Annotated in this window: 17 protein-coding genes and 2 pseudogenes; 11 read left to right on the top strand and 8 right to left on the bottom strand. The window is 66.4% G+C overall.

What is annotated here, in order from left to right; genetic code table 11:
* Nucleotides 1–196: 196 nt before the first annotated feature.
* Complete coding sequence (locus ACFYPA_RS29460; RefSeq protein WP_389135275.1) at nucleotides 197–1,123, top strand: hypothetical protein; 927 nt, start codon at nucleotides 197–199, stop codon at nucleotides 1,121–1,123.
* A 297-nt stretch (nucleotides 1,124–1,420) separates the two neighbouring features.
* On the opposite strand, the gene ACFYPA_RS29455 is transcribed toward ACFYPA_RS29460, so the two are convergent.
* Both ACFYPA_RS29455 and ACFYPA_RS29450 read right to left on the bottom strand, forming a co-directional pair.
* Nucleotides 1,421–1,936, bottom strand: a complete 516-nt coding sequence (locus ACFYPA_RS29455) for a DUF6420 family protein (RefSeq protein WP_389135274.1) — start codon at nucleotides 1,934–1,936, stop codon at nucleotides 1,421–1,423.
* A gap of 84 nt (nucleotides 1,937–2,020) precedes the next feature.
* Nucleotides 2,021–2,374: a hypothetical protein gene (locus tag ACFYPA_RS29450; protein ID WP_389135271.1), complete on the bottom strand. Its 354-nt coding sequence runs from the start codon at nucleotides 2,372–2,374 to the stop codon at nucleotides 2,021–2,023.
* A gap of 335 nt (nucleotides 2,375–2,709) precedes the next feature.
* Here ACFYPA_RS29450 and ACFYPA_RS29445 point away from each other — a divergent pair, with 335 nt between their 5' ends.
* Nucleotides 2,710–2,973, top strand: a complete 264-nt coding sequence (locus tag ACFYPA_RS29445) for a hypothetical protein (RefSeq protein ID WP_359355875.1) — start codon at nucleotides 2,710–2,712, stop codon at nucleotides 2,971–2,973.
* Between the two features lie 100 nt (nucleotides 2,974–3,073).
* Here the strand turns inward: ACFYPA_RS29445 and ACFYPA_RS29440 are convergent, their stop codons facing one another.
* Nucleotides 3,074–4,339, bottom strand: coding sequence for a competence protein CoiA (locus ACFYPA_RS29440; protein WP_389135269.1), 1,266 nt, complete (start codon nucleotides 4,337–4,339; stop codon nucleotides 3,074–3,076).
* Nucleotides 4,340–4,731: 392 nt separating this feature from the next.
* Between ACFYPA_RS29440 and ACFYPA_RS29435 the strand changes: the two genes are divergently transcribed.
* Entirely contained in the window at nucleotides 4,732–6,054 is a 1,323-nt protein-coding gene (locus ACFYPA_RS29435) for an ISL3 family transposase (protein WP_389135266.1), read from the top strand.
* 277 nt (nucleotides 6,055–6,331) lie between these two features.
* Nucleotides 6,332–6,874 carry a transposase gene (locus ACFYPA_RS29430; protein ID WP_389135264.1) on the top strand — a complete coding sequence of 181 codons (543 nt, stop codon included), beginning with the start codon at nucleotides 6,332–6,334 and terminating at the stop codon, nucleotides 6,872–6,874.
* A gap of 34 nt (nucleotides 6,875–6,908) precedes the next feature.
* Here ACFYPA_RS29430 and ACFYPA_RS29425 read toward each other — a convergent pair whose 3' ends face one another.
* The 4 genes from ACFYPA_RS29425 to ACFYPA_RS29410 form a co-directional block, all read right to left on the bottom strand.
* Nucleotides 6,909–7,211: a hypothetical protein gene (locus ACFYPA_RS29425; protein WP_359319874.1), complete on the bottom strand. Its 303-nt coding sequence runs from the start codon at nucleotides 7,209–7,211 to the stop codon at nucleotides 6,909–6,911.
* 437 nt (nucleotides 7,212–7,648) lie between these two features.
* The gene (locus tag ACFYPA_RS29420; RefSeq protein WP_389135261.1) at nucleotides 7,649–14,251 is read right to left on the bottom strand and encodes an RHS repeat domain-containing protein; all 6,603 of its coding nucleotides are present in this window, start codon (nucleotides 14,249–14,251) and stop codon (nucleotides 7,649–7,651) included.
* Between the two features lie 127 nt (nucleotides 14,252–14,378).
* Complete coding sequence (locus ACFYPA_RS29415) at nucleotides 14,379–17,993, bottom strand: LamG domain-containing protein (protein WP_389135313.1); 3,615 nt, start codon at nucleotides 17,991–17,993, stop codon at nucleotides 14,379–14,381.
* 775 nt (nucleotides 17,994–18,768) lie between these two features.
* Entirely contained in the window at nucleotides 18,769–19,233 is a 465-nt protein-coding gene (locus ACFYPA_RS29410) for a hypothetical protein (protein ID WP_389135258.1), read from the bottom strand.
* A gap of 202 nt (nucleotides 19,234–19,435) precedes the next feature.
* On the opposite strand from ACFYPA_RS29410, the gene ACFYPA_RS29405 reads away from it, so the two are divergent.
* The 7 genes and pseudogenes from ACFYPA_RS29405 to ACFYPA_RS29375 all read left to right on the top strand — a co-directional run.
* Nucleotides 19,436–19,777: a helix-turn-helix domain-containing protein gene (locus ACFYPA_RS29405; RefSeq protein WP_389135255.1), complete on the top strand. Its 342-nt coding sequence runs from the start codon at nucleotides 19,436–19,438 to the stop codon at nucleotides 19,775–19,777.
* Nucleotides 19,778–19,829: 52 nt separating this feature from the next.
* Nucleotides 19,830–20,084, top strand: coding sequence for a hypothetical protein (locus ACFYPA_RS29400; protein WP_389135252.1), 255 nt, complete (start codon nucleotides 19,830–19,832; stop codon nucleotides 20,082–20,084).
* A 373-nt stretch (nucleotides 20,085–20,457) separates the two neighbouring features.
* Nucleotides 20,458–20,796, top strand: coding sequence for a hypothetical protein (locus ACFYPA_RS29395; protein WP_389135249.1), 339 nt, complete (start codon nucleotides 20,458–20,460; stop codon nucleotides 20,794–20,796).
* Between the two features lie 788 nt (nucleotides 20,797–21,584).
* A pseudogene (locus ACFYPA_RS29390) lies at nucleotides 21,585–21,791 on the top strand (transposase); the annotation flags it as partial.
* A gap of 313 nt (nucleotides 21,792–22,104) precedes the next feature.
* Nucleotides 22,105–22,335 (top strand): hypothetical protein, encoded by a 231-nt coding sequence (locus tag ACFYPA_RS29385; protein WP_389135247.1) that lies wholly within the window; start codon nucleotides 22,105–22,107, stop codon nucleotides 22,333–22,335.
* Between the two features lie 659 nt (nucleotides 22,336–22,994).
* A complete protein-coding gene (locus tag ACFYPA_RS29380; protein WP_389135245.1) occupies nucleotides 22,995–23,444 on the top strand; it encodes a hypothetical protein in 450 nt (149 codons plus the stop codon).
* Nucleotides 23,445–23,499: 55 nt separating this feature from the next.
* A pseudogene (locus tag ACFYPA_RS29375) lies at nucleotides 23,500–23,903 on the top strand (helicase associated domain-containing protein); the annotation flags it as partial.
* A gap of 78 nt (nucleotides 23,904–23,981) precedes the next feature.
* On the opposite strand, the gene ACFYPA_RS29370 reads toward ACFYPA_RS29375, so the two are convergent.
* Nucleotides 23,982–26,228, bottom strand: a complete 2,247-nt coding sequence (locus ACFYPA_RS29370) for an FG-GAP repeat domain-containing protein (RefSeq protein WP_389135243.1) — start codon at nucleotides 26,226–26,228, stop codon at nucleotides 23,982–23,984.
* Nucleotides 26,229–26,249: the final 21 nt, after the last annotated feature.

The raw sequence follows: 26,249 nt of genomic DNA, 5'->3' as shown, positions 1-26,249 counted from the left end.
CGTGGACAATGGCGCTGTGCCACTGACCGGAGAGAAGTACACGCAGCTCACGCAGTAGCAGCCCAGTGCGGATGACGAGAGTCATGGGCGGTGGGTCGCCTGCGACGAGTCGGGGTGGGACGGCGAGCAGCTCGTCGGCAGGCAACGCCGGTTCCTGGTCTTCGCTTCGGTCGCCGTCGATGACGTGGAGGCCGCAGTGTTGGTGCAGACCCTGCGAGAGCGGGGCGGCATCCGCCAGGCGGGGGAGCTTAAGTTCCGCCTTTTCAAGGACCATGCGCAGAGGCTGTCCTTGTTGCAGGAGTTGTGGGGGCCGGGCGGTGCGCTCCACGACAGGTGCTCGGTGTACGTCGTGGAGAAGGAGTACGCGGCCTCGGCCAAGGTGATCGACCTGCTGCTGGAGGAGAAGGAGTACGCCGAGGGAGGCAACCTGTATGCCGATGACCAGGCCCGTGCTCTGGCACGCACCTTGGCCCTTGAGGGGCCGCGGGCCCTACGGGGTCCTTTGTTCGGGGATCTGATGTCTGCGTTCGTGGCACTGGCTTCCCAGCGGGGAGCAGCCCGCCACGAGGAGGCGTCGGAAGCGTTCTTCACGGTGATCGAACGGGCTTGGGCGGCCTCGACGCGCAAGCAGGTCACCGAGTTGCTGGCACGGCTGCGTTCCACTCGGGCCTACGCTGCGGCCCTGCACGACGAGGGCGCGGATTTCCCTCTGCTGGAGATGCTCATACCCGCAGCAGCCCAGACAGCTCGTCGCTGGGGTCACCGCCTCGGTCGTGTCAGCCTGCTCACCGACGAGCAGCGCATGCTCACCGACAACGCCCTGAGCACGGTGAAGCTCTACGCCCGGAGCCCGGTCGGGATGACCCTGTTCACGCGGGAGCGCGGAGATGATGTCGCGGGCGTCGTCCGCGGCTCCAGCTCCGACCACCCCTCTGTCCAGCTCGCCGACCTGCTGGCCGGGGCGGCCGCGGCCGTCACCGAGCGCCACGCTGGCAACGACTCCCCCGCCGCGTCGGCACTCTGGCCCGCCGTTGTCTCCTTCGTCGACACGTCTTCCCTGTTGCCCTACGACGATCCGGCTGCCCAGTTGCGCAAGGTGGATGAGCGGCTACCACGCCGCTGACCTTCTCCCGGCGGAGGCAGTACGGGTGCCGATGCGCGAGAGGTGGCCGCGTGTCGCCGGACAAGGCAACCGGCTGCGAACCACCGGGGATGAGCACCACGACGACTCCGCCCGCTCGACGTCACGTTCCTGCTGCGCGCAGCCGAACTGCTCAACGGTGCTCCGTAGGTCGACGACCTCGGACCGCTGAACGACGCTGGCGCCTGGGGGGCCGGCGGCGGGAGTGTACCGCCGAGCTTGAACTGGCTTCAGCCTGTCGAGCGTTGCTAGTGCGGGACCTACTGGCCAAACCTGGGTCTAACGGTCCTGACCGGCCGCCGCCTGGTCTTCTCCGTCCAGCTTCTCTGCCGGGCGGACAGGACCGAACCGGGCCTCGGCCTCCTCGACGAGTCGACCGGCCGGGGTGAGATCGCCCAGCTCGACCGCAAGCACGGCGCGCACGAACGTGGCAAGCGGAATGCTGCCGTTGCGCACCTCGAAGCACCGCATCACCCCGTCCGAGAACGCCGGCCGGTGGCGGCATCCCGCATGGACGCAGTAGCCCTCGGTGGCTAGGGCGAGCCGCCGGAAGGTGGCGTCCTTGTCCGGGGTGCACTGCGCGGGACAGCCAAGGTGGTCCAGTGTGACCCGCAGATGCGCGGAGTTCCTCTCGCTCTTGCGGATGGTCAGGCGTCCGCCTCCGGGCGTGATGTAGCGCCCGGCTTCCACCGGCGCGTACGGATGGATCAGCGGCAGCTTCACCTCCGATCCGTGCAGGACGGGCAGCCCGTCGTACTCGATGTACGGGCCTGCGGCGCCGCGGTCCTCGGTCATACCGGTTCTCCTCTCCCCCGCCTCGTCAGCGGGCTCGTGGTCGGGGCCCCTCCAGAACCAGCGGCTGGAGCCGTTGCGGTCGGCTCAGCAGGTCTGCGATGCCGGTACACGAGTGGAGGCGGCGGGTTCTCTGGGATCCGGGAGGGCGGCGGCCCGCTGGAGTGCCCGGCGCAGGTGCCACAGCGTCACGGTCGGCAGAAGTCCGCCGAGGCGGTCCGCGGCTCTCAGGTGACCCACCGCAACCGCCAGTTCGGCCCTGGCGGCGGAGCGGGTGGTGTCTTGAAGGGGCGCTGCGGCGCCGTCCAAAAGGTCGGCCAGCTCGACCACCCCGGGGTCCTCCGGCACCTGAGCGCCACAGCGGGTCAGGGCGCAGCTGAGCTCGATGATGAGGCGGCCGCGTGCGCCGGCCAGCCGTGCTGAGAGATCCCCGTTGATCACAGGAGCATCCTCTCGCATATCCGGGACGTGGAGGGAGCGTTCGGCGAAGGCGCTCCTTGGCAAAACCGCCCGGCCCACGGCATGCGCACGCCACACATCGCCCGGTGGTGAGCTGGCGGCCGCTGCCATGGCCGCGGCCGCAGACGATGCGCGTCCGTCCAGGAGGCGTAGGCGCGTGCGTAAGCGGGAGCGGGCGGACAGCGTGGCCACTGGGGATGAGCGCTGCGGCGAGGGACCGGCGCACTGGCGGGCGGCGGTGAGTGAGCAGCGATCGAGTCTGTCAACTCCCCTATCATGCAGCAGAGTTAGCGTTCTACGCTCACGAGGTGACGTACATGAGCTGGTCGGACCTGCTGCGGCAGGGGACGGCGGACCCCACGTTGACCTTCGCCCGCGAGAAGTGGGCTCAGCCGGGAAAATTCGTGTGGGTGGCCCCCCGGGAGACGGTCGCCGCCCCCACCGGAAAGGAGTACCCGCTCTGCACCACGGTGTACTTCAAGGACGCGGACGACATCGTCAAGCCCTACCAGCCGAGCATGGACGGAATGACGGAGGCCGAGGACTGGTACGTGGGGGTCTCCGGCCGGCCGCCTGAGTAGCGTGACAGTCGACGTCGTTCTCAGGCGGCAGGACCAGGGGCACCCGGTGTGACGTGACGCCGGTGTCGGTCGGCCGGTTCAGGCACGAGGAATGGTGGGCTCACCGGGTCGGCCTGACTCCGGCGATCGGATCCAGCACTGGGTGGATGCGTTCGAACATGCTGCGCCCCGTGCGGGGATCCAGTACCGCGACCCGCAGCGGCACCCGGGCGGTGGCCCGGAGTCGGGCGAGCCAGGTGTGGTCGGGGACCAGGATGGTGAGCTTCTCCGGCCACCGGGTGAGCGCTGCGGGGTCGGGGCAGACCACGCCGGCCAGGGCGTATCCGCCCTCTGCCCCCAGTGTCCGGGCGTGGACCAGGAGGCCGTTGCCGTAGCGGCCGCTCTCTTCCCCGTACACGATCGCTTTACCGGAGGCGGAGCGGATCAGCTGGGTGAAGGTGTCCCAGGCCGTGAGGTCGAAGCCGGTGCGCCGGAAGAACCCCGTCAGCCGCTCCATCTCGGCCTGCCGCTCCTCCAGATCGGCCTGACGGTCCAGTGCCCGCCGCTCGGCGGCCAGGCGGCGCCGATCCGCGGCCGCGGTCTCTGCACGGCGGTACTTCGCGGCGGCCTCCTGGTCGGCGGCTTCGGCCTCCATCCGGGCACGGGCCAGCGCCCGTTCCTCGTAGGCGGGCGCCGTCCACCAGACCGTGCCGTTCACTGCTGTGTGGACGCGCACCTCCCCTTGGAGGATCCATGCGAGGGCGTCGCCGAGCGGGCAGGTGATGTGCTCCCACTTCGCTTTCCCTTTCGCCGTGCGGGGCGACCAGGTGTAGCGGGCCAGCCCGTGCCGCACCGTCCAGGATTCACCTCTCCCGGCTGGAGCGCGGACCCTGAGCGCGGGCACGGCGCGCGCCCAGGGTCGGTCCTGCAGGCCGACCCAGCACACCGCCACCCCGTCGCGCGCGTAGCGGTCCGTGCGCATCCGCGCCTCGTCCGGCGTCATCGGGGACAGCTGGGCCTCCAGCGCCACGACGGGCCGGCCCTGTTCATCGAAGACCAGCACGTCGGCCCGCCAGTCCCGCAGCTCACTGCTCACCTCCAGCTCCGCCCGCCACCCGGCGGCGCGGGCGGCCATGGCCAGCTCCAGTTTGAGGAGATGATGCTCCTGCGACTCGTTCGCCAGCTCGCAGTCCAACGGCCGCACCTGGTGGTAGAAGTGGCGCAGGCCGTGCTGGGAGGTCCGGGCAAAGACCTTCCCGCCACACTCCGGGCACGCCAGCCCCAGCCCCTTGGCCCGGTGGACCTCCGCCCAGGTACGGCCGCACCCCAGATCGTCCAACGACGCGTCCAGCCGACCCCAGACCGGATGCACAGCGGTGTAACCCATCAGTCCCCCTGACGCCCATCGGCATCCCCAGTGTCCCCACGCCGGCCCGGGCCCGGCCCTGAATTCCGGAGATCGGGCCGAACCCGGTGCAGTAGCGGACAGCTGCGGAGCCGGCGGCTGGGCCGGGCCGGTCTGGCGCGGCTCCGCCTCGGTCTGGCTGTAGCAGTCGCTGCCGCAGGATCGCGTCGGAGGATCGTCGCTACCCAAAGCCGACGCCTGGTCATACCCTTCAGTACGGTTGACGTGTCGGCGTACACGTGAACGCGGCTCTGGCAAGATTTTCGTAGGCGGAGATCATCGCGGTGCCACGGTATGCCGGTCCGCAGGTGGGCAGCCTGTGACTGTGCTCTGTTGAACTGGCAAGCTTGTTACCGCAGTTGTCCGATGTACAGGTGGTCTCGGTTGAGGTTTCCGATGCGGTGGTGGCGGTCCGCGCCCGCACGAGATCCGGTGAACCAGCGGGCTGCACGGAATGTGGTCAGCTCAGCGAGTGGTGCCACAGCCGCTACGCGCGGCGCCTCGTCGACGTCACGCTCGCAGGCCGCCCTCTGCGTATCGACCTGTCCGTACGCCGCCTGTACTGCGAGAACACGACCTGCCCGAAGACGACCTTCGCCGAGCAAGTACCGGGCCTGACCGTGCGCTACCAGCGGCGGACACCACGACTGCAGCGCCTGGTGGAGGACATCGGCGTGGTGCTGGCCGGCCGCGGCGGATCCCGGATGCTTCGGATCTTGAATATCAGGCTCTCGAGGGTCGCCGTCTTGTCCCAGTTGATGCGGGTGTCGCTGCCACCACTGGTCACGCCCCGGGTCCTGGGGGTCGACGACTTCGCTCTTCACGGCGGCACCTACGGCACCCTCCTCGTCGACGCCACCACCCGGCTTCCACTCACCCTCTGGGAAGGACGTGACGCGGAACAGCTCGGCCGCTGGCTCCGTGAACACCCGGGCATCGAGGTCGCCTGCCGCGACGGCTCCCTCACCTACCGGCAGGGCATCACAGCCGGTGCCCCGGAAGCCGTGCAGGTCAGCGACCGCTTTCACCTATGGCAGGGCCTGTCCCGCCGAGTTCAGGACATCGCCTCTGCTCACCGCAGCTGCCTGCCCGCAGCCCTGCCACCGGTCAGCGAGGATGATCGCCCGCCGACCGAGGAGACCACCGAGAACGCCGCAGCGAGCAGCAGGGCCGGGCGCCATGCCCAGAGTCTGTTCGAGGCGGTCCAAACCCTGACCCGCACCGGCCGGAGCCACAGCTCCGTGGCCCGCGAGCTCGGCTTGGACCGCCGCACAGTCGGCAAGTACGCCCGTGCCCGCACCTGGCAGGAAGTAATGCGCCGGCCGCCCCGCAAACCCTCCACGCTGGACCCCTACCTCGACTACCTGCGACAACGCTGGGACGAAGGACAACACAGCGCGAAGATCCTGCACGAAGAGCTGCAGACCAAGGGCTACCTCGGTCACTATCAGCGCGTGAAGATGGCCGTCGCACCGCTCCGCCGCGGCCTGCCCATCGACGAGCCACGCGAGCGCCCACCCTCACCTCGCGAAGCGGCCCGCTGGATCACCACCCGCCCGCACCACCGCAGCCCGCACATCAACGAGCGCCTGCCCCGGCTCCTCGAACACTGCCCTGAACTCAAGCTCACCCACGACCTGGTCCGCCGCTTGGCCACCATGGTCGACGACCAGGACGCGGCACCCCTGCCGGGCTGACTGAGTGACCTCGCACAGAGCGGACTCGCTCCTCTCACCGGCCTCGCCCGAGCCCTGCACGAAGACCGACATGCCGTCGCCCAGGGAAATCACGACCCCTTACAACTCCGGAGTCAACGAAGGCCGCATCACCGATGTCAAGCTGCAGAAACGGATCATGGCCGGACGTGCCGGCGTCTCTCTTCTCCGCCAACGCGTCGTCCTGATCGCCCACCTTCGCCGACGCTATACGGGCCGGCATACCGTGGCACCGCGATGATCTCCGCCTACGAAAATCTTGCCAGAGCCGCGTTCACGTGTACGCCGACACCGCCACCAGGTCACCTGTCCGCAGGGCGAGACCAGCGCGGGATGGCACGGCCCCTACCCGACCTCCTCACCTACCGCGGCACCTCTGATCGTGGCGCGGTTTACCAAGAGCCAGTGCCGCCCCTTCCCGGTCCGCGCCCGCTGCACGACCACCACCGACAGCGCCCGGACCGTGGGCTTTCCCCCGCGAGAACTCCGTGACCTGCAACTCCGCGTCCGCGCCGAGCAACAGACACCCGCCTGGCAGGCCCGCTATGCGGTCCGCTCCGGAGTGGAAGGCACCATCAACGAGCTCGCTCACGGACACGGCATGCGCCGCTGCCGCTATCGGGGACAGCGGAAAGCCCACCTACAGCACGTGTTCACAGCCATCGCCGCAAACATCGAGCGCCTCAGCCGACGGCCGCCGACAGGAGAAGCACCCCCTTCACGGCCGCCGACCGCCTTCCAGAACTACCTGGACGAACACGGGGTTCCTCGGCCGAGGTCTTGGCGGTCCGCCCGAGACTGAGCAGACGACACCAAGATCCCCGACAGAGTCAAGCTCAGCTTTCGCGTGCGAAGGTGACGAGGTCGCAGTTGTCGGGGTCGCCAACGAACGCGTAGAAACGTGGATTCCCTCGGCTGCCGCTGACCATGAGTCCGTCCCCGTAGTTTCCGCCACGAACATCGCTGTCCCAGTAGCCGCTGATCGTGTGAAAGGCGAAGGAGACAGACCGGTCCGGGTCGTTGGCGGCGGTCAGCTTCCAGGTTCCGCTGCCAGTCCTGTTCTGTGGGTTGCCGGTGGCGCCCTCCAGGTCTGTGGGCCACCCGACCGTCGTGAACGTCCCGTCACTGTCGAGGGTCAAGGTTCCGACAGAGCTCGAGTAGGCGCCAAGCACGTCCCGCGTACTGAGTCCTTCGGGCCGTTCACCCGCCCCCGGGCATGAGGACTTCGGGCTGCTGCCGGAGCAGCCGGTCGCAGACGCTGACGCCACCAGGATCAGCGCGCATGCCAGGCCGAACAACGGTCGGTTCACATCCCACCCCCAAGATACTTCAGTTGTTTCAGTGTCTGCTCGGCAGGATATACGTCGGCGACGGCTCTAATTCGCGGTGAGCGCAGGGGCATCGGCTTCTTGCGCTCACCTCAGGACCGCCTTCGTCTGGCGGTGACGACGTCGGCGCCGATGCCGCGAAGCCGGGCTGTTCAGGCTGACAACGTTGGTGCGCCCTACGAGTTCGCCGGCTCTTAACAAGCCAGGCCCCCGATAAGTGCCCCAGCATCACCCTAAAGCCCCGTCGGTCAACCTCCGAGCCCGCGGTACCCGTGTCTATATATCACCGTCCGAAACGTCACTTCCATTCCATACGCCTTACCAAATTGGTTCTGATACCCATTCTGATCCCAGCCACGTTCAACGAATCTCGCACGAGAGGTTTCATAACCCAGCGCAGGCCGCAGGAACGAGGATATCGTCATGTTATTCTTTACGGTCATCCGAACCTGCAAACCCTTCGGGCTCGCCCGCAGAACCTCATACTCGGTCGTGTAGGACCCAAGGCCAACGGTGGCCAAGTTGTGATCCCCTGTCACCAGCGGCTTAACATCCTTCCTCAATTGACTAAAGATTCCATCGTTAGAGATGCTTTTTGCAATCTTATCCGTAACGATGCCCTCGTTGTAGTACCTCGAACTAATCACATCTCGTTGCCTGGCGGTCTCGTCGGTCATCATTAGTTCCCTGGCTATCTCACTATCCTCGCCGTAGCGCCCGCTCGGCGGCAGAGCACCCAGCAACCACTTAGCGGCCAACTCTCTGAATCCATCACTGCCACCACCCAAAACAGCGTCCTCAGGGTTGCAGGCCGGGTTGATTGGGTCGCTCGCGCAGAAGTTCTGCATACCTACCCTCGGCGTCAGGGGGCCGACCACCGGCGCGGCGCCGATAAGGCACACAAAGCAGACGGGGATATTCTTCGCTCCAGCTATGTAGGTCAGATAGGTTCCGGATCCGGAACCTCCACCAGTTGTAGCGGAGGTTGTTGTGCCTGATCCATCGCTGCCCCCTGAGTCACTACTCGTTCCCATGTTGTTGCCGCCGATGCCGTCACAGCTGGCGGACATGTTGCCGGCGTAGCAGTTGTCGCTTCCGGGGTCGGCGCCGCCGCTGCTGTCATGGCGCCGCATCAGCCCGGTGGGGTCGGATGCTGTGACGGGGGTGTTGTCGGCGTAGCTGTACCCGTTGAGTGACTGGTGGTTCTCGGGGGCGAGGATGGGATCGACACTGATGAATTGGCCGATTCCTGGGTCGTATTCGCGGGCGCCGATGTGGGTGAGGCCGGTGGATTTGTCGGCCGGCTTACCGAGGAAGGCTTTGTCGTCGGGCCAGGTGGTGGGTTCGGTTCCGCGGGGTGAGCCGAAGGGGGTGCTGTAGCGGCGGGTGATGGCCTGGGTGATGGAGTCGATAGCGAGGCTGCTGGTGCCGTGGTGGTCGGCGGCGAGGAAGGCGAGTTCGCTGCCAGCTGTGCCGAGGGTTGCGGTGCGTACGGCGATGGCCTGGCCGGCGGCACTGTAGTAGCGGGTACCGGTGACAGTCTTGGCGGTGCCCGTAGTGGTCAGGCGGACCTCGGTGGCACCGAGGTAGAGGACGGTATCGCCGTTTCCAGTGGCACGGCGGATGAGGAGTTCACCGTCGGAGTCGTAGAGGTAGTCCGTCTTGAGCGCGGGCTTGGATCCGGCGGCCGGTTCCGTGGTGGTGGCGAGTTTTCCTTCGGCGTTCCAGGTCAGGGTCTGGGTGCCCTGGGTTCCGGGGCGGGTGCGGGTGTTGCCGGCGGTGTCGTACGTGTATGTGTTGGTCTTCGCACCCGTGGTGCTGGTGACGGGGTGGGGCTGGCCGGTCGCGGTGCCGTAGGTGGTGCTGGTGGTGGTGTTGCCGGCCGTGGTGTGGTTGGTCTCAGTGGTGCGCTGGCCGGCGGTGTTGTAGGTGTAGCTGGTCCAGTAGGGAGCCTGTCCGTCGATGTTCGCCGTGGTGCGCCCGGTGGCGGAACAGTCAGCGGTCTTGGGTGTCCAGGCCTCGGTCAGGCGGAGATAGCCGTCGTAGTCGAAGCACTGGTAGTCCGGCTCCGCGGTGCCTCCGGCGGTGGTTCCGTCGAAGATCGAGGTGACGTTCCCGGCGTCGTCCTGGGTGAACTTGAGTTCCTGCAGCATGTACGAGTGGGTCTGGTCGGTGACGTGTGTGCCCGTCAGTCGGCCGGTGCCCTCTTCGTACGTGTTGCTGATGTAAGCGTTCTTTCCTTCGGGGCCGCCGATGCCAAGGGTCAGCTGCTCCGTCTGACTGGTGGCGGAGTAGCTCGCGCCGAGGAGGTAGTCGGTGTAGCCGGCCGAGGACGTCATCTGGCCGACGCTGTTGTACTTGTACTCGACCGGTTCCTTTTCGAGTCCGGCAACCGCGGGCTCGCGGGTGGTTTGCACGGCCCCGTCGATGCCGAAGTCGGTGGAGAACTCGAGCGTGGCCGGGACGCCGGCGCCGACGAGCGGGTCGTCATGGGGGAGGGTGAGTTGCGAGGCTGTGGCTTGGCCCATGCTGTCGTATGCGGTGACGGCCTTCGTGTATGCCTGCCCACTCAGTCCGCCGACGTAGCGGGTGGAGGAGGTCAGCTGCCCCTTGGCGACGGTGTCGTAGACGCGGCCGGTGAGCTGGTTAGCGTCGGTCTTCGTGCCGGACCATGTTCCCTGGACCCGGCCCAGTTCGTCATACGACGTCAGGAGTGTCTGGCCTCGTGAATCGGTGGCCTTTACCGCCCGGTCGAGCGCGTCGTATGCGGTGACCGAGGTGCCCTTGTCCGGGTCGTTCGTGCTGACCTGGCGGCCGAAGAGGTCGTAAGTGTAGGTCCACTTCGCCTGGTCCGGACCGGTTACCGAAGTCTGCAGTCCGTCGTTGGTGTAGGCGGTTTTGGTCGACGTGTACGGGGTTCCGAGCGTGGCCCCAAACGCGGTGTCGTCCGGCTTCTCACCGGCGTAGGTCCGGGTCTCGACCGTGCGGCCTCTCGCATCGGTGATCGTACGGGTCGCGTTGCCGCCGTCCACTGACGTGGACGCGGTCGAGTCGCCGGTGTAACTGGTGCTGGTGGTCCACTTGTCGACGCCGAAGACCAACAGAGTGCTGGAGGTCGCCCGCTCGGCCCCGTCGAACACGGTCTTGGTCTGCTTCGGGGCTTCGCCGTACTCGGCCCTGGTGTACGCGCCGTCCGGTGTGCTGATCTTGTCGAAGATGTCAGCGTACGTCTGGTCCGCCAGCCCTCGGGTGTCGTACCGGGTATCGGTGAGGAGCCGCCCGCCGAGCGGTGTCGGAGACTGGGTTTGCAGGGGGCGCAGCAGGGCGTCGTAGACGGTGTAGCTGGTGTTGTACGAGGTTCCGTCGCCCTTGAGGGTCGAGGTGGCAACGGAGGAGGTAGTGGTGTTGCTGAGGCTGTAGGTGAACTTCAGGTTGGGGTCCTGGGTGCCGCGGATGCGGTTTGGCTGCCAGACCTCGGTCACCCGGCCGAGGGCGTCGTATGCCTGCTCGGTCTTCTTCAGGTTCGCGTCGTAGATTCGTTCGGCCAGCCCACGTCGCGGGTCGATGAAGGTAACCGCGTTGTGACCCTTGGCATTGGTGGCCACTGTTTTGGTGAGCGGTCCGGCGTCAGTGGGGGTGTAGGCGGTCGTGGCCGTCTTGCCCTCGGCGTTGGTGACAGCCTTGGGACGGCCGAGAGTGTCGTACGTAGTGCCGGCGACCCGCTGCCAACCGGTCGGGGGGCGCTCGTTGCTGACCATCGCAGCCGGGTAGCCGGTCGCCCTGCCTATCCAGGTGGCCTCGCCCTTCGCCGGCTGCTGGGTAGCACTCCAGCCGGTCGCCGTGGCGCTGTCGTAGACGGTGGCCGCGTCGGAGACTACGTCCCCGCGGGCGGCAGTGTTCGCCGGAAGAGCGAGGGCGTCTTCCTTGATGCCGCAGCTCTTCGTCACCGTACGGACACGGGAAACCAGGGAGGTCAGTCCGGCTGCATCATTGCGTGCGTACCAGGTGCGGGTACAGGTTTCGTCACCGCCCTTGTCCATGTCTCCGTAGTCGGATGTGGCCTGTGTCATGCCGTAGGCGTCGAAGGAGTTCGCGTTTCCGGTGGAAAGCCACTTCTTTGTGCTGGTGAGGTAGGTGTAGTTCGTCGTCGCTCGGGTGCGAACGTAGCGGGCAATGCGGTCGCCCGCACTGGGGACGCTCTGACGGGCGGTTTCCGAGGACCAGGGATCGGTCATTTTCGCGGAGATGGCGGTGGCGCCGTCGTATGTGACGCTTTGCCGCAACTGGCCTGCGAACTGGTCACTATCCTGGATGGCCGCGATTCCGAGCGCCGGAGAGGCCAGCGCGGCAACCGTGACGGACGTTGGAGTTCCGCTCTTCCTCTTGTCCCCGTCCATACCCTGCAAGTACAGGGAGACGGTCTTGGAGCGGGTAGTGCTCTTGGCGCCGCTGTAGACGGTGACCTGTCGGTAGCCGCGCCAGTCGGACCAGGTTCGTTCGTCCTCGGGGGTGAGTGGCTCGTCGTTGTAGTGCCAGGCCGCTCCGCTGTACACGTACTCGTGCTCGACCATCTCGTTCTTCCCGCTGGGGTCAGCGGCGGAGACGGCGAGTACGCGGTATTTGTGGAACCAGTCGACCGAGGCTTCGCTCGCGCCGTTGATGTTCCAGTACTGCGGATAGCAGGGACGGGTATTGGTGTCCTGCGCGGCTCCCAGAACCTCGCTGCGGAGGCACTCCTCTTCCTTGGAGAGCGTCACTTCGGTGATGGCGCCGGTCTCGGAGATGATCGTCGAGATACGCGGCCGAGTCAGCGGCAGGATGTCGTCGGTCGCATCGACCCGGTTTTCCCGCATTTGGTAGGTGAAGGTGACCGGCTTGAGCGTGATGGCCGTGCCGGTCCTGCCGGTGCGGGTGATCGACTTGAGAGTGAGGACCTGGTCGGAGGTGTCCCCGATGTCTCCGCCGTCCTTGTACTCCTGGAGGAAGTCCCAGGAGTCCACGGGTACGTAGGTACTGGTCGCGGCCGACCAGGATTGGGTGTTGATGCCGGTCAGTCTCTTGCGGGAGAAGAACGTCGCCGAGGTTCCGTTGCAGTCGGTGCTGTCCTTGGCGCAGATGGCGTCGAAGGGCACGTCCGGCCAGTGCTCGGAGGTGTCCTTGGTGAGGCTGGAGCAATCAGCCGTGGACGAGGTACAGCGCCCGGCGTAGTCGAACGTGACGCGGCCGTCGGCATTGTCGGTGAAGAGGGCGCCCTTGCGCAGGCCGTACTTGATCTCGGTGAGATACCCGCCAGGTGTGTACCGCGTATCGGCTTTGGTGGCCTTGTTCTTCTTGTAGTAGTTGGACTCGGCGGTGTACCAGTAGGTGGCCGCGTTGTCGTGGGTGTCCACCACGTAGTCGAGGTTCCAACGCCACGCCTGGTCGACTGACCGGTCTGCGAACGCGGAGCCGTTGCTGTACCCGGGTTCGCCCGTGTCGTCGCCGTAGACCGGCACGGTCCATGTGGAGTTCGTGCGCTCGCTGTCCGCGCCGTCGAGCTTGTTCTGGCCGAAGACGTACTTCGTTCCGTCGCCCGTGACGACGGTCCAATACTCACCGTCGTTGTCCCCGTTTGCCGCACCAGTGGATCTGGTGACCTGGGAGGCGTCGTCCCCCTGCAGTCGCCACTTGCCGGTGGTGTCGTCCTTGACCAGCCGTGTCGATTTGCCGTTCAGGACGAGGTTGGCGTTGTCGTACTTCCAGCAGCGGTCGAAGACGTCCTCGTGTCCGTCGTCGTCACAACTGCCGTAGGACCGCTCAATGTAGGACTCGGTCACCGAGAAGCCCTCGCCTACCGAGGTCCCCTGATTGTTCGTCGTCGCGGTTCGTCCGTCGATGCTGCCCGAGTCGTAGGACAGTCCCAGCGAAGGCGCGGGGCCCGCAGCCGCCGGGGGCAGCGTGAATCCGTAGGACCAGATGAAGGAGCCGGAGCTGCCACCCGCCTGCCAGGATGAGGACTCCGAGAGCTTCGTCGCCGTGTAGTCGCCGGCGCCCTTGGGTGATGCGCCGGAACCTGCGGCCGTGGCGGTCAATGCCAGAACGGTTGCCGTTGCGGAATTCGCGGCCATGAGCGGGGCCGCTGTGGGCTTTGCGCCTGGCAGTGCGACCGGTGCGGACACGGTGTGCTTGCCGAAGTCGTTGTGCGAGTCGAGTGGGGTCTGCTTGCGGCAGCTCGGCTTCTCAGGGGTGCTCAGTGCGCATGCCGGCAACTGAACGAGACGGAGCCGTCCTGCCCAGCCACCGCCCACCGCGGAGGCGAAGCGGCTGTAGTCGACGGACACCTCGGACTGACCTGCGGACTCTGCGACAGCTGTCAGGACAACGCCGGTGATACCCAGCCGATCGGTTGCTGCCCGGTCGAGGACCTCCACCCGTGCGTCAACGGCCGACCCGCCGCCGGCAGACACATCTGCGCGCCCCTTCGTTATGGGCCGGGACAGCGTGACGGGCAGGCCACCGGGGCTCAGCTCTGTGCTGGCGCCGGAGGCAATACGGCCCGTCGCCGCTCCGCCCTTGGGCCAACTGACCCGCTGCTGCGCCTGGGCCTCCTTGGCTTGGGCAGCATTGGTCTTCCGGTCTTTCGCCACCCGGTCACGGGCGGCCTTGGCCCCCAGCCCCGTCACCTTCTCCACCTTGCTGACGCGTTGCTCCGGGAGATCCGGACGTCCGAGACCTGACTCCTGGGCGGACGCCACCGGACTCAGACCTGCGGGAACAAGGACAGCCAGCGCCAGTGCCGAAACCAGTAGTCGGCTGTCCCGACGCCGCGCCACCCGCCGCCATCTGCTTGAGGTGCCTATGCCAAAAGCCATGGTTTGCCCATCCCCACCCGAATGTCATGCCGAAAATGCGATCAAGATGAATCAGGGCCACTGAACGAGCCCCTGGGCTATGGCGGCGCCACGCACCCGCGCCGCCATAGCCCCGTGACTGCCTGCCTCAGCTACCTACTACCGAGGCCAACTGGGCCTCACCGACCATGGCCCCAGCCCAGACACGGACCTCGGCGATACGGGCCGGAAGGAAGTGCCGCCAGGTGCCGGAACTGACTCCCTTTCCGATGGCGAAGTCCCCGGAACCAGAGTTCGCAGTGAAAGCCATGGGGGCTGCCTCAGGACTCTGGTCCCCAACACGCAACGCGATCGTCGCGTCCTGGGCATCAAAGATGCCGGTAAGTCGCACCGGGCTGCCCAGGGAGGCTTCCTCGTCGGACGCCACAGCGGTGAAGGAGCCATCCGCGTTCAGTCGGCCGAACTTCCAGAAGCCAACGGGGACGTTCCGCTCTTCGAATGTCTCCTCGTCCAGAACGGTCCGGTGATTCGTGACCTGGTACCAAAGGCCCCAGGCGGACCCGCTTGCCGTCCGCTGCCCGAGCACCTGGCCGACATAACCAACCGGCTGCGCGGCAAGCTTGGCTTCGTCCAGGGTCACGAGCGTCGTCACTGTGAACGACCCGGTGTCATCGACGAGAGGGCCCGGTGTGGTGGCTGCGTCGTCCACACCGTCCAGCACGATCTCCGCACCGTCCACAGAAGCGCCACCCGACAGGGTCAGGTCACGCCCGTAATCCGCTGCGGTGTCACGGCCTGGTGTGACCGTGGGATGGTCGGGAGTCCATTCCGCCACCAGCTCCGCTCCTGCGAACCCTCCACTTGTCAGGAGCTTCGACTCTTCGGCGATCTCCTCGCCGGGGAGGGCTCGCTGCCACAGCGTGACCTCGTCCACGGACCCGGCTACGTAGTCGGTGTACGTGTCGGAATACTTCGTCCGTCCGATCTGTACCGGCCCCTGCCCCGCCCACGCCGTCGTGTAGGCAACGGGTGCCCCTTGAAGACGGCCGTTGACATAGAAGGAGAGCGCCTTGGCCTCGGCGTCGAAGACACCGGTCAGGTGCGTCCAGACCTTGAGCGCTGCAGAATTGTCGGATACCACTCGCTGATAGGACCAGGTGGACCCCGGCGCCGCATCCGCGTTAACAGCCCGGAACGTCCACTTTTTTACGTCCAACTGATAACCGAGGTAGAAGGGGCTGCGGTGCGCCCCGTCCTGACTGACGAACGTACGGTTTTGCGAGCCATCGTCGAGCTTCACCCAGGCCGACACGGTGTACGAAGCCCGCGTCTCCAGGGCGGGCCCGCTCGTCGCCGCGTACCCAGTACTACCGTTCAGCGCGAGCCCCTTGTCCGTCACGGGCTCCGCGAGCGGCTGGCCGGCGGAGTCGCGAGTGAGCTCGCCTCTGCGCCCGCGGTTGTCGCGCACCGCACCACCGTTCAGGACGGCGTCATGACGGGCCGTCCCCGCCTCGGCGGAGTCCTTGGCGGCTCCCGACGCCTCGTCGAAATGCCACCGCCCTACCGGGCCTTCTCCCACGGCGACGACGAAATCGGTCACGCGCGTCGCGCCCCACCGTCCGAGCGAATCCTTGGCACGCACCTGTAGCTGGTACGTCCCCGAGTGCTGCGGCGTGATGTCCTTCTTGGCTGTCGTGCCGACGAGGTCGGAGGACCATGCGGTGTCCGATGACAGCCGGTACGTGTATGCGGCGTTGACGTCCCCCGTACCTGGTCCGAACGAGAAGGTGTCCTTCACTCCGGGACCACCGGCCGGAACGCATGCCTGGGCCGTACAGGGGCTGTAGGTCGTCCCGAACGTGACTGACGGCGCCTTCGGGGCTGTGTGGTCGATCTTGAAGTAGCAGAATCCCGACGCGGTGCTGGACAGGTGGGCTGCTCCGGAGTACGACCACGTCCACGCCTGGTAGCGGTACAACGTGCCGTCACTCAGAGCTGACCAGGCAAGCGTCACTTTCCTTCCGTCGCCCACGTATCCGGTAGAGGGTCTCTCCGATCCGTTCCCCGGATCTACATCGGACCAGGATCCGTCAGCGTTCCGCCGGTCGACGTCGAAGTAGATGCGCAGCTGGGCTTCGCTCTCGCCGCCGGCGGCCGTTTGCGTAGTAGCTGTCAGCGACGGCTCGGGATCTGAGACCACTGACGGGTCGGACGCGCTCTTCTCGCAGACTGTGCCGGAGCCGGTGATGATCCCAATGCCAGTCGGCTTGGCCGGAAGTCCGACGAAGTCCACCGCAAGGACCGCATCATTCTTGAACCGCTTCCACGCCGAGGCGTCGGACTCGTCGTGCGCCCTGATCTCCAGTGTCAACCGTGAGAAACTGCCGGCCGCGAAAGCCTTCACGGTCGGTGTCAAATTCTCATTCGGTTCTTCCGAGCTGTCGTTGAACTCGATCGCCGCCTGGGGCGAGTCGGGGTCACACAGCGACCCACGCCCCGCCGACACATACCGGTCCACCATCCAGTCCAGTTCCTTGGGACGGGAGGACCACGTCGTGGCGGAGGAAATGTTGTTCGTCCGCACCAGATCGACTGTGCGAGGGCTGCACTGGAACGCCCAGGGCTCCGTCACACGGAACGTCGCATCCAGTATTTTCTTGCCCTTGAGATTTGCCGGAGAGAACTCGAAGTACAGGCGCTGCGTATACCCAGGACCGCAGTAGTAGTTGTTCCAGGTACCGCACTTCCCGGCCCCCATGCCCTGGCCGTCGCTCCCGTTGCCCCAGCCGTACGACTCGTAACCGTCGGAGCGCAGAAGGGTCGTCTCCGATTCTCCCCAGGTCACCTTCGGGTCGATGAACAGGGGGAATGCCGCCGCGTCCGTTCCCTCCAGCATGGCGCTGTCCGGAACGATCGCCATGGTGCCCTCGTCCAGTTGGACATCGACGTCGCCGACGTTGTCCCCCTGCCCCGGCGCCAGGCCCGTCCCCGAGGAGTCCGCCTCTGACGCATCCCCCGGCTCCGCATCGCTCTCGCCGAGCGGCTTGTCTTCGGCGGCTGCCCTGGCCTGAGGTTCCGTAGTGGGCGCCGCACCTGCGGAGTCCCACATCTGGGCCGGCGGCGCCCGGAAGACGGTATTGCCGTTGCCGTCTACAGCGGCGAGGTTTCCCGCCGCCCCCTGCCTTACGCTCAGGCCCTGTGTCGTCAGCCCGAACGTGAGCTTCTTCAGTTCCGGGTCAGCGGCCGCTTCGGGAGTCTTGACCACCAGCACTTGCTGGAAGCTCTCCACCGTCGCGGTGACTTTCAGGTCGACACCGGCCATCACCTCGGGGTAGAGAGCGCTCGGGCCGTCGAGTTGAGGCTCGGGAAGCGTTTCGGGCCATTCGACGGTCAGGCGACGGCCCTGATCAGAAATCGTAGCCAGCGGATCACGACCACCGCGGGAGAAGGCCACATCTATGGATGCGGCTTTGGGACCGACCGATCCGTCCTCCCGCCGCACAAGGGTCGGGTCCGGTGCCTGCCATCCGCCGTCAGCCTTCGCGACACGCACGGGGATGACAGAGTGCTCAAGCGTGAAGGTGGCTCCGTCCGGGTTCGCGAACACCGTCCCCCGCTCCGAACGCTCCCCCACCACCTCCACCCGGCTACCCGACGCCGCCGCCTGAGCCAACGCCTGCTGACCTTCCGCGGAATCGGCGGTGTCAGCGGCCCGTGGAGCAGCCTGAGCGGTCGGTTGCGGCAGGGCAAAGAGCGACAGCATGACTGCGCCCACGACGCTCCACGTCGCCCGTCTTCGAACACGCCGAACCGACATCTCCACAGCCCCCACCCCTAAAAGGTCACACGATCGCCACAAGGCGAGCGTCAGTGAAGATCAGGCGACCTCTCCACGTCAAGGGAACTGACCTTGCCGACACGTTCCTGAGCTGCAGGAATGACGCGTATGGATAGGTTTGGCACTTCATTGCCTGAACCAATTCGGTGACAGTGCGCAACCCCTTGCAGGGTGCGAGCCCGGGCGTCAGTCGCACATAAGGGCCACAACTCCCTTAACCCTCCACCGGGCGCCTTGCGCCAGGAGGCCTGAAAAGGTGCTCTCGGGGATCCACCCGGCACGATTCGGAATCATGCGGTCCGGTTTGATTACCGTGGGCAAGGTAGAACATGGAGTGCCTATGTGATGCGCATCACCCTTCGGCGATGCCTTCACCCCTGCGATATCCAGCCTGGAGAAATGGTGTGCGCCCCGGGACTACCTGGCGTGGGAGCTACGGTGTGCGGACCCGATGGTGCGCGAGCTGGAAGACCAGGAGGAGCTGGACCGACGGAAGGCATGGGCCCTCGAGTCGTGGAAGAACCAGCCGCAGCGCTCGCACGAGGCAGCTCTGCTGCACCGCAGAGACTGCTTCGTCGGCCGGTGTGTCGGGCCGTGCGGGAGCGCCGCCGGTTGGCGTTGCTCGGGTGACGGGGTCGTACCGGGAGGGCTGGCAGGGCCCCGTGCCGCGGACTGTTTTGTGGGCGGTCCGCGGGTGCTTCTATCGCTCGGCCGCTGGTGAGGCTTCTGTGGCCTGTTCGGCGCGGTCGAGGGCTGTGTGGAGGGCCTGGACGAGGCGGGCTCGGGCCTGGGTGTGTGTGAGCGCGTCGCGTCGGCGGGCGGCGTTGAGCTGTCGGATGGCTTCCTGGCATGTGAGCGTGCCAAGGGTCACGGCCTCGTGTCCGGGCGGCAGGCTGTGCAGGGCTGCGGTGGTGTGCCGAAGCAGGAGGCGGGCGTACCCGGTGAGCTGGAGGGCGTGCTGGGCGAGGTCCGCCGGCGGTGGGGTGGTGACGTCACCCCGTTTCCAGGTCAGCGCCGCCTTCGCGAGGGCCTCGTACTGTGGCCGGCCGGGTGGGGTGTTCTCGGTGCAGAGGGTTCGTGACGCGTGGTCGCTGGTGTAACGGCTCGGCTCGGACTCGGACGGTTCGAGCAGGTGATGGGTGGCGCAATTCGCTCGTTCGTGCACCTCTCCACCTCCAAGTCAGGTCCCTTGAAAGGGCGTTCGGATACGGTGTGCACAGCTCGCATCACCGATCAAAGCCGTCGGCGGGCCTTGCCGGAAGGCCTGGCATGGGGCCCCGGATCCTGGCTCCGCTGGCCCCATTGAGGCCGTGGCAAGGCTTCAGGAGCACCTTCAGAAAGGGGGTCCATGAGAAGGGGGCGGTCGTATGGGGCAGCAGCCGAATCAGCTGACTCCCGAGGCTGGGCCATGGCACCGGTGGGGTCATGAACTGCGGGAGGCCCGCATCTCGCGTCGCCTTTCCCAGCAGCACCTTGCCAGGTTGGCGTTGATCGACCGGACCCATCTCGGTCGCTTTGAGCGTGCCGAGCGGCCGGTTCCCCGTCACACCGCCGTCTGTCTGGACCAGGCCCTCGACGCGTGCGGGGCGTTAGGTTCTGTCCGGCGGATCACCGGCGGGAAACATCTGCTTGATACCGTCCAGGGTGAACTTCACCTCTGGCGGAACAGGCGGGCCACGTCTCGATGCCGCTGCTCAGGTACAGGCTGAACACGGCAACAACATATGTGGATCCCTCCCAACAACAGCCAACGCTCAACGCGTGGCAGAGATGTTCTACTCCGCCGGCTGGGCGGTCCGCCGGTCGAGCTGGACCGAGTTCGAGGTTGAGACTAGCTTCGCTGAGCTTGAACTGATGCCGTTCAATCCTGTGACGTTCAGCGGGTTCGTAGACCCCGACCGCGTCGCTGTCCTTCTCGCAGCCCTGAAGGAGATGGGCTTGTCATTCATTGTCGAATTCGAAGACAAGAATGGTCAAGAGCACGTCTATCGCTCCGCGGCTCGGCCCGATTGCTGACCGGCCATCGCCGCCTTGGCGGCGCACCGTCGGTTCATGGTTTGACCCAGAGTCGGATGGCGGCAACCGTGACTGTGCCGTGGAAGACGTGGGCCCGTTTGTCGTAACGGGTCGGTGCGCCACGAGGCGCCATGGAATCGAGTGAGGTGAGAGACCTTCACCGCCGGGTTGTCGTAGTAATCCGGTTGAGGCTGGGGGCAGTTTGGTTCGGGGGATGCCGGGCCGAGCGGTAAGCAGCCCCGACAACGCCGGGACGGGTTGGTACTGCCAGACGGTCCGGGTCCGACTAGCGAGACAGGAAGGTGCACGCGAGAAATCAGTGCCTGACGCCTCGTAGTGGAACTCCGGAGCCACGGCGATGCGTCTCTCCGGTATGAGAACTGAACAGACGATCCGACGTAGAGCCGTTACCGGTGCCGCGGGGTGCATGACAGCGGTGCTCGGCGCGATGGCGGGTTTCGCGGTCTGGCTCCCGCACGGCCGGCGGGGCCTGTCCGGCGGTTTCGAGGGTGAGACCAACCCGGACGTGCTCTGGCTGGGCCTGCCGGTCCTGGCGTTCGGAGGGATCGCTGCCGGCCTGGCTGTTTTCGCCGCTCTGCGGGGCCGATGGCGCAGCGCGGTCACACTGGCTACGGCCGTTGCGGGGCTCGCTACCTTCGGGTACGGCTTCGATGTCCTGGCAGGCTCACCCACCTGTGCGCCATCCTGCTGAGCTTGCTGTGCGAATAGTCGAGCGGCCGGATCACGATGCTGCGTCCTTGCTCCCCACTTAAGTCGAGTCGTACCCGAACCTGCTCTGCTCGGTCAAAGTCACCTGACAAACGGTCAAGATCACCTGACTAAGGGCATTCGGGGTCGTCCACCCGAGATCAGTGGAACGCAAATCCTGTTCAGCACTTCGATCATCTGTGGAGCGACGAAGGTGGGCGGCAAAGTCGCCGACGCTGGCTCCACACTTGCTACCGGCTTGGGCATAAGCTCACCAATACTCAACCAGGATCGCGATTAAATGAATTCGAGGGAGTCGAAAATTATGAAAGAGCAGCCGCTTCGGGTAATTAGAACCGAGAGCGGTTCAAAAATACCTACGTCCGTTCGCCTCCTTCTCTGGTATACAAGGAGGCGCGGGAAGTCAGGGCTGCTCTTTCACTGTGCGATGCGAGACAATTTTCGTAGCATGACACTCAAATGGTCGATCGTCACGATTGAGCGGGGAGGGGAGGCGCTTTGCGAGATGAGCGGCACTACCTTCAAGCGCCCCATGTTCGTTGGATTGTCGCCAGGAGACTATGAACTCACCTTTCGGGTAATTCGGGCGCGCAGGAATCGGGGCACCGTGTTTCGCGAGAAAGTCCTCCTTAGTAAGGGAGACGTTTACCTGGCGCTGTGTGAACCAATCCAGCCAAATGTCTTCTATCGGAAGAGTCCGACGGAAGACACCTGGAGGATTGGTCTAGTGCAATCCGGGCGGCGGTCGTGAATGCCCGGTGGCGCTGACAACCGGACCGACGCCGCAAGGGCGAGGAGCTGCCCGGCTGGAAGCAGGCTCACAACAAGTCCCACAAACAGGTCCGCGCCCGCGTCGAGCACGTCTTCGCCCGCATGAAGACCTGGAAGATCCTCCGCGACTGCCGCCTCAAAGGCGACAGCGTCCACCACGCCATGCTCGGCATCGCACGGATGCACAACCTCGCCCTCGCCGGATAGACCACCCGCCGCACAGCAGCACACCATGCCCGAAGCCAGTCAGAGATCATTTACGGGACAGCCCTTAGCGCACTCGGCTCGCTCCACCCGACGGTCCGGGGAAGACGCCTGTGCTCGGGGGCGCAACGGCCATGCGCAGGAACCGCCCACTCTCCGCTCCCGTCATCTCAAATGATCACGAAAAGGACCCCGGTTGACTATGCCGAAGCCCTGAGTGGTACAGGGGTTGGTGCACCAGCCATTGTCCTCGTGGATGGACAGGGCAGGGTCTGGGACCCTGTATCCGGGGCAATTTGTCGGGGAGGCGTAATCCATGGGTGACTGGCTGAGCTTGGTCTGGGGAGGCGCCGTGGGTGCTGGCGCGACGGTTATCGCGCTCGACTATCGCAATGTTGGACTGCGCGTGTATGACGTGATTGTTCAGCGCTCGCCTGGTGGCGGGGTTGATCCAAGGTTCTCGCCGGACGTCATGCGAGGCATCTTCGGGGTCCTCGGCGTCGTTTTCCTCGCAGTAACTGGGGTGCGGGCCGCCGGGATGTTCTGAGTCCTGACCGCCCGCACCCAGCCGGCTGGCCGTGTTGCGGATGCGGGTGGAGGCCAGCTCGCCCAACACGATTTCCTGCTGCTCGGCTTCGTGCTGAAGGGGGGCCGGTCAGGTCGTCATAGACCGACAAGGGCGGCTGGTGACTGACCTTCGTAGCTGTGTGGCCGCGGTCCGGTGCATGCTGCGAGCGAGCTCCTGCGGCCACGTCCCGTGCGGTCGCGGGTCGCACAGACCGCGATGGAGCATCTCAGTTCCCCGGTCGATTTCGACGGACTGGGTGCCGACGAGACCCTGGTGTCGTGGTCTGCGTGGGTGAGTCCTCCCGAAGCTGATCTGCTCAGCGTCGACGACGTCACGGGGCACAAGATCGGGGACGACGTCTGGTACACGGCGAACGCACAATGGCTGCTGTACGGCATCGCCAGTGACAGTGACGGCTCAGAGGCCCAGTTCACCGCGTGCACGTGGGAGATGAAGATTCTCTTCTCGTCAGGCGAAGCCGAGAGCCTCACGGCGCTCAAGACTGCCGCCCCCTGCCCACCGGACACCTCCGACGCAGCGAGCCTCGAAATACTCCAGCGCCTCAAGAAGCGGGTTCACACTACGTCCCGGCGAGCCGTACGGAATGCGCTGAGCGGCACTCCTCAGCCGAAGAGGCCGTGGCCCAGCACCTGTCCAGGTCCCTGCCGAAGATCGGTGCTATCGGCCAGGTGCGCAGCCTGATCGCCGACCAGGTCGCTGCGTCCCTGCCGAAATTCAACCCCGGCGTCCCCGGTCTCCTCAGGGACGCCGGCCTGGCGCGACAAGCGGCCCTCGGCATCCCCGGCCTGAATCTGGCCGTCGGCAACATCGGCAACCTCTTTCCACCGAACACATTCGGCGCCACCGCCGGGATCACCGCGATTCTCAAGAATGCCGGTCTCACCAATCCGGCACTGGCCCCGCCCATGATCGATTACGGGCTCGGCAACAACCTTGGCCTCGGCGCGATTCCACCCACTCTGTTCGCCGGCCTCTCCCGATCCTTGGCGGACCCGGCCGAAGAGGACGACGGCGGTCTGCTGCAGGAAGACGATGCGGAGGACCCGGACGAACCCGATCAGTCCTGAATGCCGACTGCGACACGGCGGCGCGACAACGAGCCCCCTCCCCGGAACCGGAAGACAGCACCGCAAAGTCCTGCGGGCGGGTATGCGGAGGAACGGCGCAAGACCCTGTTGCCTACCCCGGAGGCCGGGATGGTGTGGGAGCCGGGAGAGGAGGCGTGGGAGAACAGGCTCGCCGCGCTCCGCTCCTACCGGCGGTCCACCGGGCACCTCACGCCGCGGCAGGACGCGGCGAGGGGCCAACGGCGCGAAGGCGTGGTGCCCAGCGGGCAGCACACGGCCAACCTCCGGCGGAAGGGGCGGCCTCGGGAAGGACCCGAAGCGGGCGGCACAGCGCGCGGCGCAGCTGACCGCGATCACGCGGACTGGGACTGCCCGTGGCCGCTGGACTGGCAGCGGCACTACCGCGTCCTCGCGGACCTCGTCGACGCCGACGGCGTCCTGCCCTACATCGCCCCGGGCGACGACGTGGCAAGTGGCGGTGGCGACACCAGGAGCCCGCCGCGCGGCTTCCTCCCAACGTCTCGGGCAAGTGCCGTGTCAGAAGAGCTGAGTGAACTCGCCGGGGGCGGGGCTCAGTGAGTTGAACGTGTCCACGCGCTTCCAGAAGGGGACGCGCCAGTCACCACGGCCTCTGTAGAGGAAGGGGGTGTGGCCCGGCTGGTAGGCGATGAGGTCGGGATGTCCGTCGTTCATGAAGTCGCCGATACCGATGAGGCGGGTGTACACGTTCCAGCCACCGCCGACCCTGGTTCGGGCGGCGAAGGTTCCGTCTCCCTTGCCGAGATACAGCCACAGCACGCCCGCCGAGTCGCGGGCGAGCAGATCGCCCGCCTTGGCGCCGCCCAGGTCGCCGGGAGCGGTGATCTGATTGTAGATTCCCCAGCCTCCCGTGCCGGCCTTCACCCGGGGCGACAGGGGCGCCTTGGCGTTCCCGGTGCCCTTGTACAGCCACAGGACACCGGACTTGTCGGTGGCGAGTAGGTCGGGCCGACCGTCGCCATTGACATCGCTGCCCGCGGCGAGCTTGTTGTAGATGCCCCAGCCGTGGCCGACCTGCCTGCGCGGCCCGAGCGGCTTGTCGGGTGCGCCGGTCCCCTCATACAACCAGAGGGCTCCGCTCCTGTCGCGTGCCAGCACGTCCCCGTGGGCCGTACCGCCAAGGTTGCCTGGAGCCCCCAGCCAGTCATAGATGTTCCAGCCAGTTCCGATCACCGAACGCCCCGTCCAGAGCACCCCGGGAAACGGGTCGAGGACGGTGCCGTACCGGTTCAGCCGCCCCGCGGAGTCGATGCCCAGCAGGTCCGGCGTGCCGTCGTCGTTGAAGTCGTGGGGCTTGGGTTTGCGGGCCACGGTGAACGTACCGGTGGTTTCCACGGCCGGGCCGACGCCGTTCAGAGGGGCAATCTTCATCCGATACGTGTAGGTGCCGTTGGGTGCGGCCACATACCTGGTCCGCTCGTCCGCCCGAGGCTCGACCTCGCCGTCCCAGTGGACAACGACGGTCGCGGGGGCCACCATCCCGCCCGATCCGACCGACCGCCCCCGCGCGGTCCACTGCCGCTGGGAGGCCACATGGGTCAGCTCGACGTCGAGACTCACGCTGTCCCGGCTGACGTTCGCACCCAGGGCGACACCAAGAGTGAACGCCTGGTCACTGTCGATCACCTTGGGGACGTTGACGCTCCGGAGGGTGAGCGCGGTCGGCTCGCCGGTACTGGCGACGAGTGTGGCTACGGGTGCGCCCTCGTCGTTGAGCGCGATCCGGTACAACCCCTCTCCGTGCTCCAGGGTTCCGCCCTGTGCCAGAAGAGTCCCGTCGGGCGAGGGAAGCAACGTCTTGGCGTAGTCCATCAGGTGGACGGTCGAGCCGGTCTTCGTGGATCGCGCGCTGAGCGCGATACGGGGGCCCGGGGAGGTGGCCGTGGCGCCGTCCCGGCGCGCGGACAACATCCAATCGTTCAGCAGGTCGACGGAGAGATCGTCCTCGCCCGCTTCGGTGCGCTGCACGTCGTCGGACCCGCGCGCGGCGAGGGACAGCGCCGCGCCCGTTCCGCGAGTGAAGTCGGCCCAGGCGATGTATGTCTCCGAAGCGGCGATGTCGCTCAGCAGCGTGGACGCGGGAAACTCACGAGATTCCAGCACGGTGCCCGTGGCGATGCTCACCAGGGCGATCCCCGGACCGGTCGGCGTTTTGTATCGGAGGAGAGCGGTGCCGGAAGGGGAGTCGGTGTCCGCGAGGACTTCCGTGGCGGAAAGGGGCAGGCCGGCCACCTTCCGGTCCGTCAGCTCGCCGTTCCTCACGGAGACCAGATGCAGATCGGTGCCACCCGCCGTGTTGTCGGCAGTCATGAGGAGGGTGGAGCCGAGGATTCGGTAGAACTTCTCGCTGCTGTCCAGAGAGGTCCGTGCGATGCGCACGGGTTTGCCGCCGCCCGCCATGTCGTACAGGACGTAGGCGTCCCCTTCCGCGACGAGAACGGTGTCCGAGGCAGATCCGTATGCTCGGCCCGCCAGCTCTGTCGTGGCGCCGTCCGCGAGACGCGTCCAACGGTAACGGTACGTACCGTTCGCATCGTTGGATCCGGTGAGGAACCCGGTCGATCCGACGCCGTAAAGCGCGGAGCCCGCCGGAATGGGGATGACGCCGTCCTGCTCCGCCCGAGCGATGACCGCGCTGCCGCCCGGCGCCGCGGCAGCCACAGGGGCGGTCAGGCCAGCGCCTGCGGTGATCGCGAGGACGGCGATCACAGCGGCAGCGAGGCGCCGCTGTGGGGTGTACGGCATCAAGGAATCCTCCGAAGGGTC

Origin of the sequence: Streptomyces sp. NPDC005775 (genome assembly GCF_042871565.1) — a bacterium.
In the GTDB taxonomy this organism is placed as follows: Bacteria; Actinomycetota; Actinomycetes; order Streptomycetales; family Streptomycetaceae; genus Streptomyces.
This window is presented reverse-complemented; position numbering and strand designations above follow the sequence as displayed.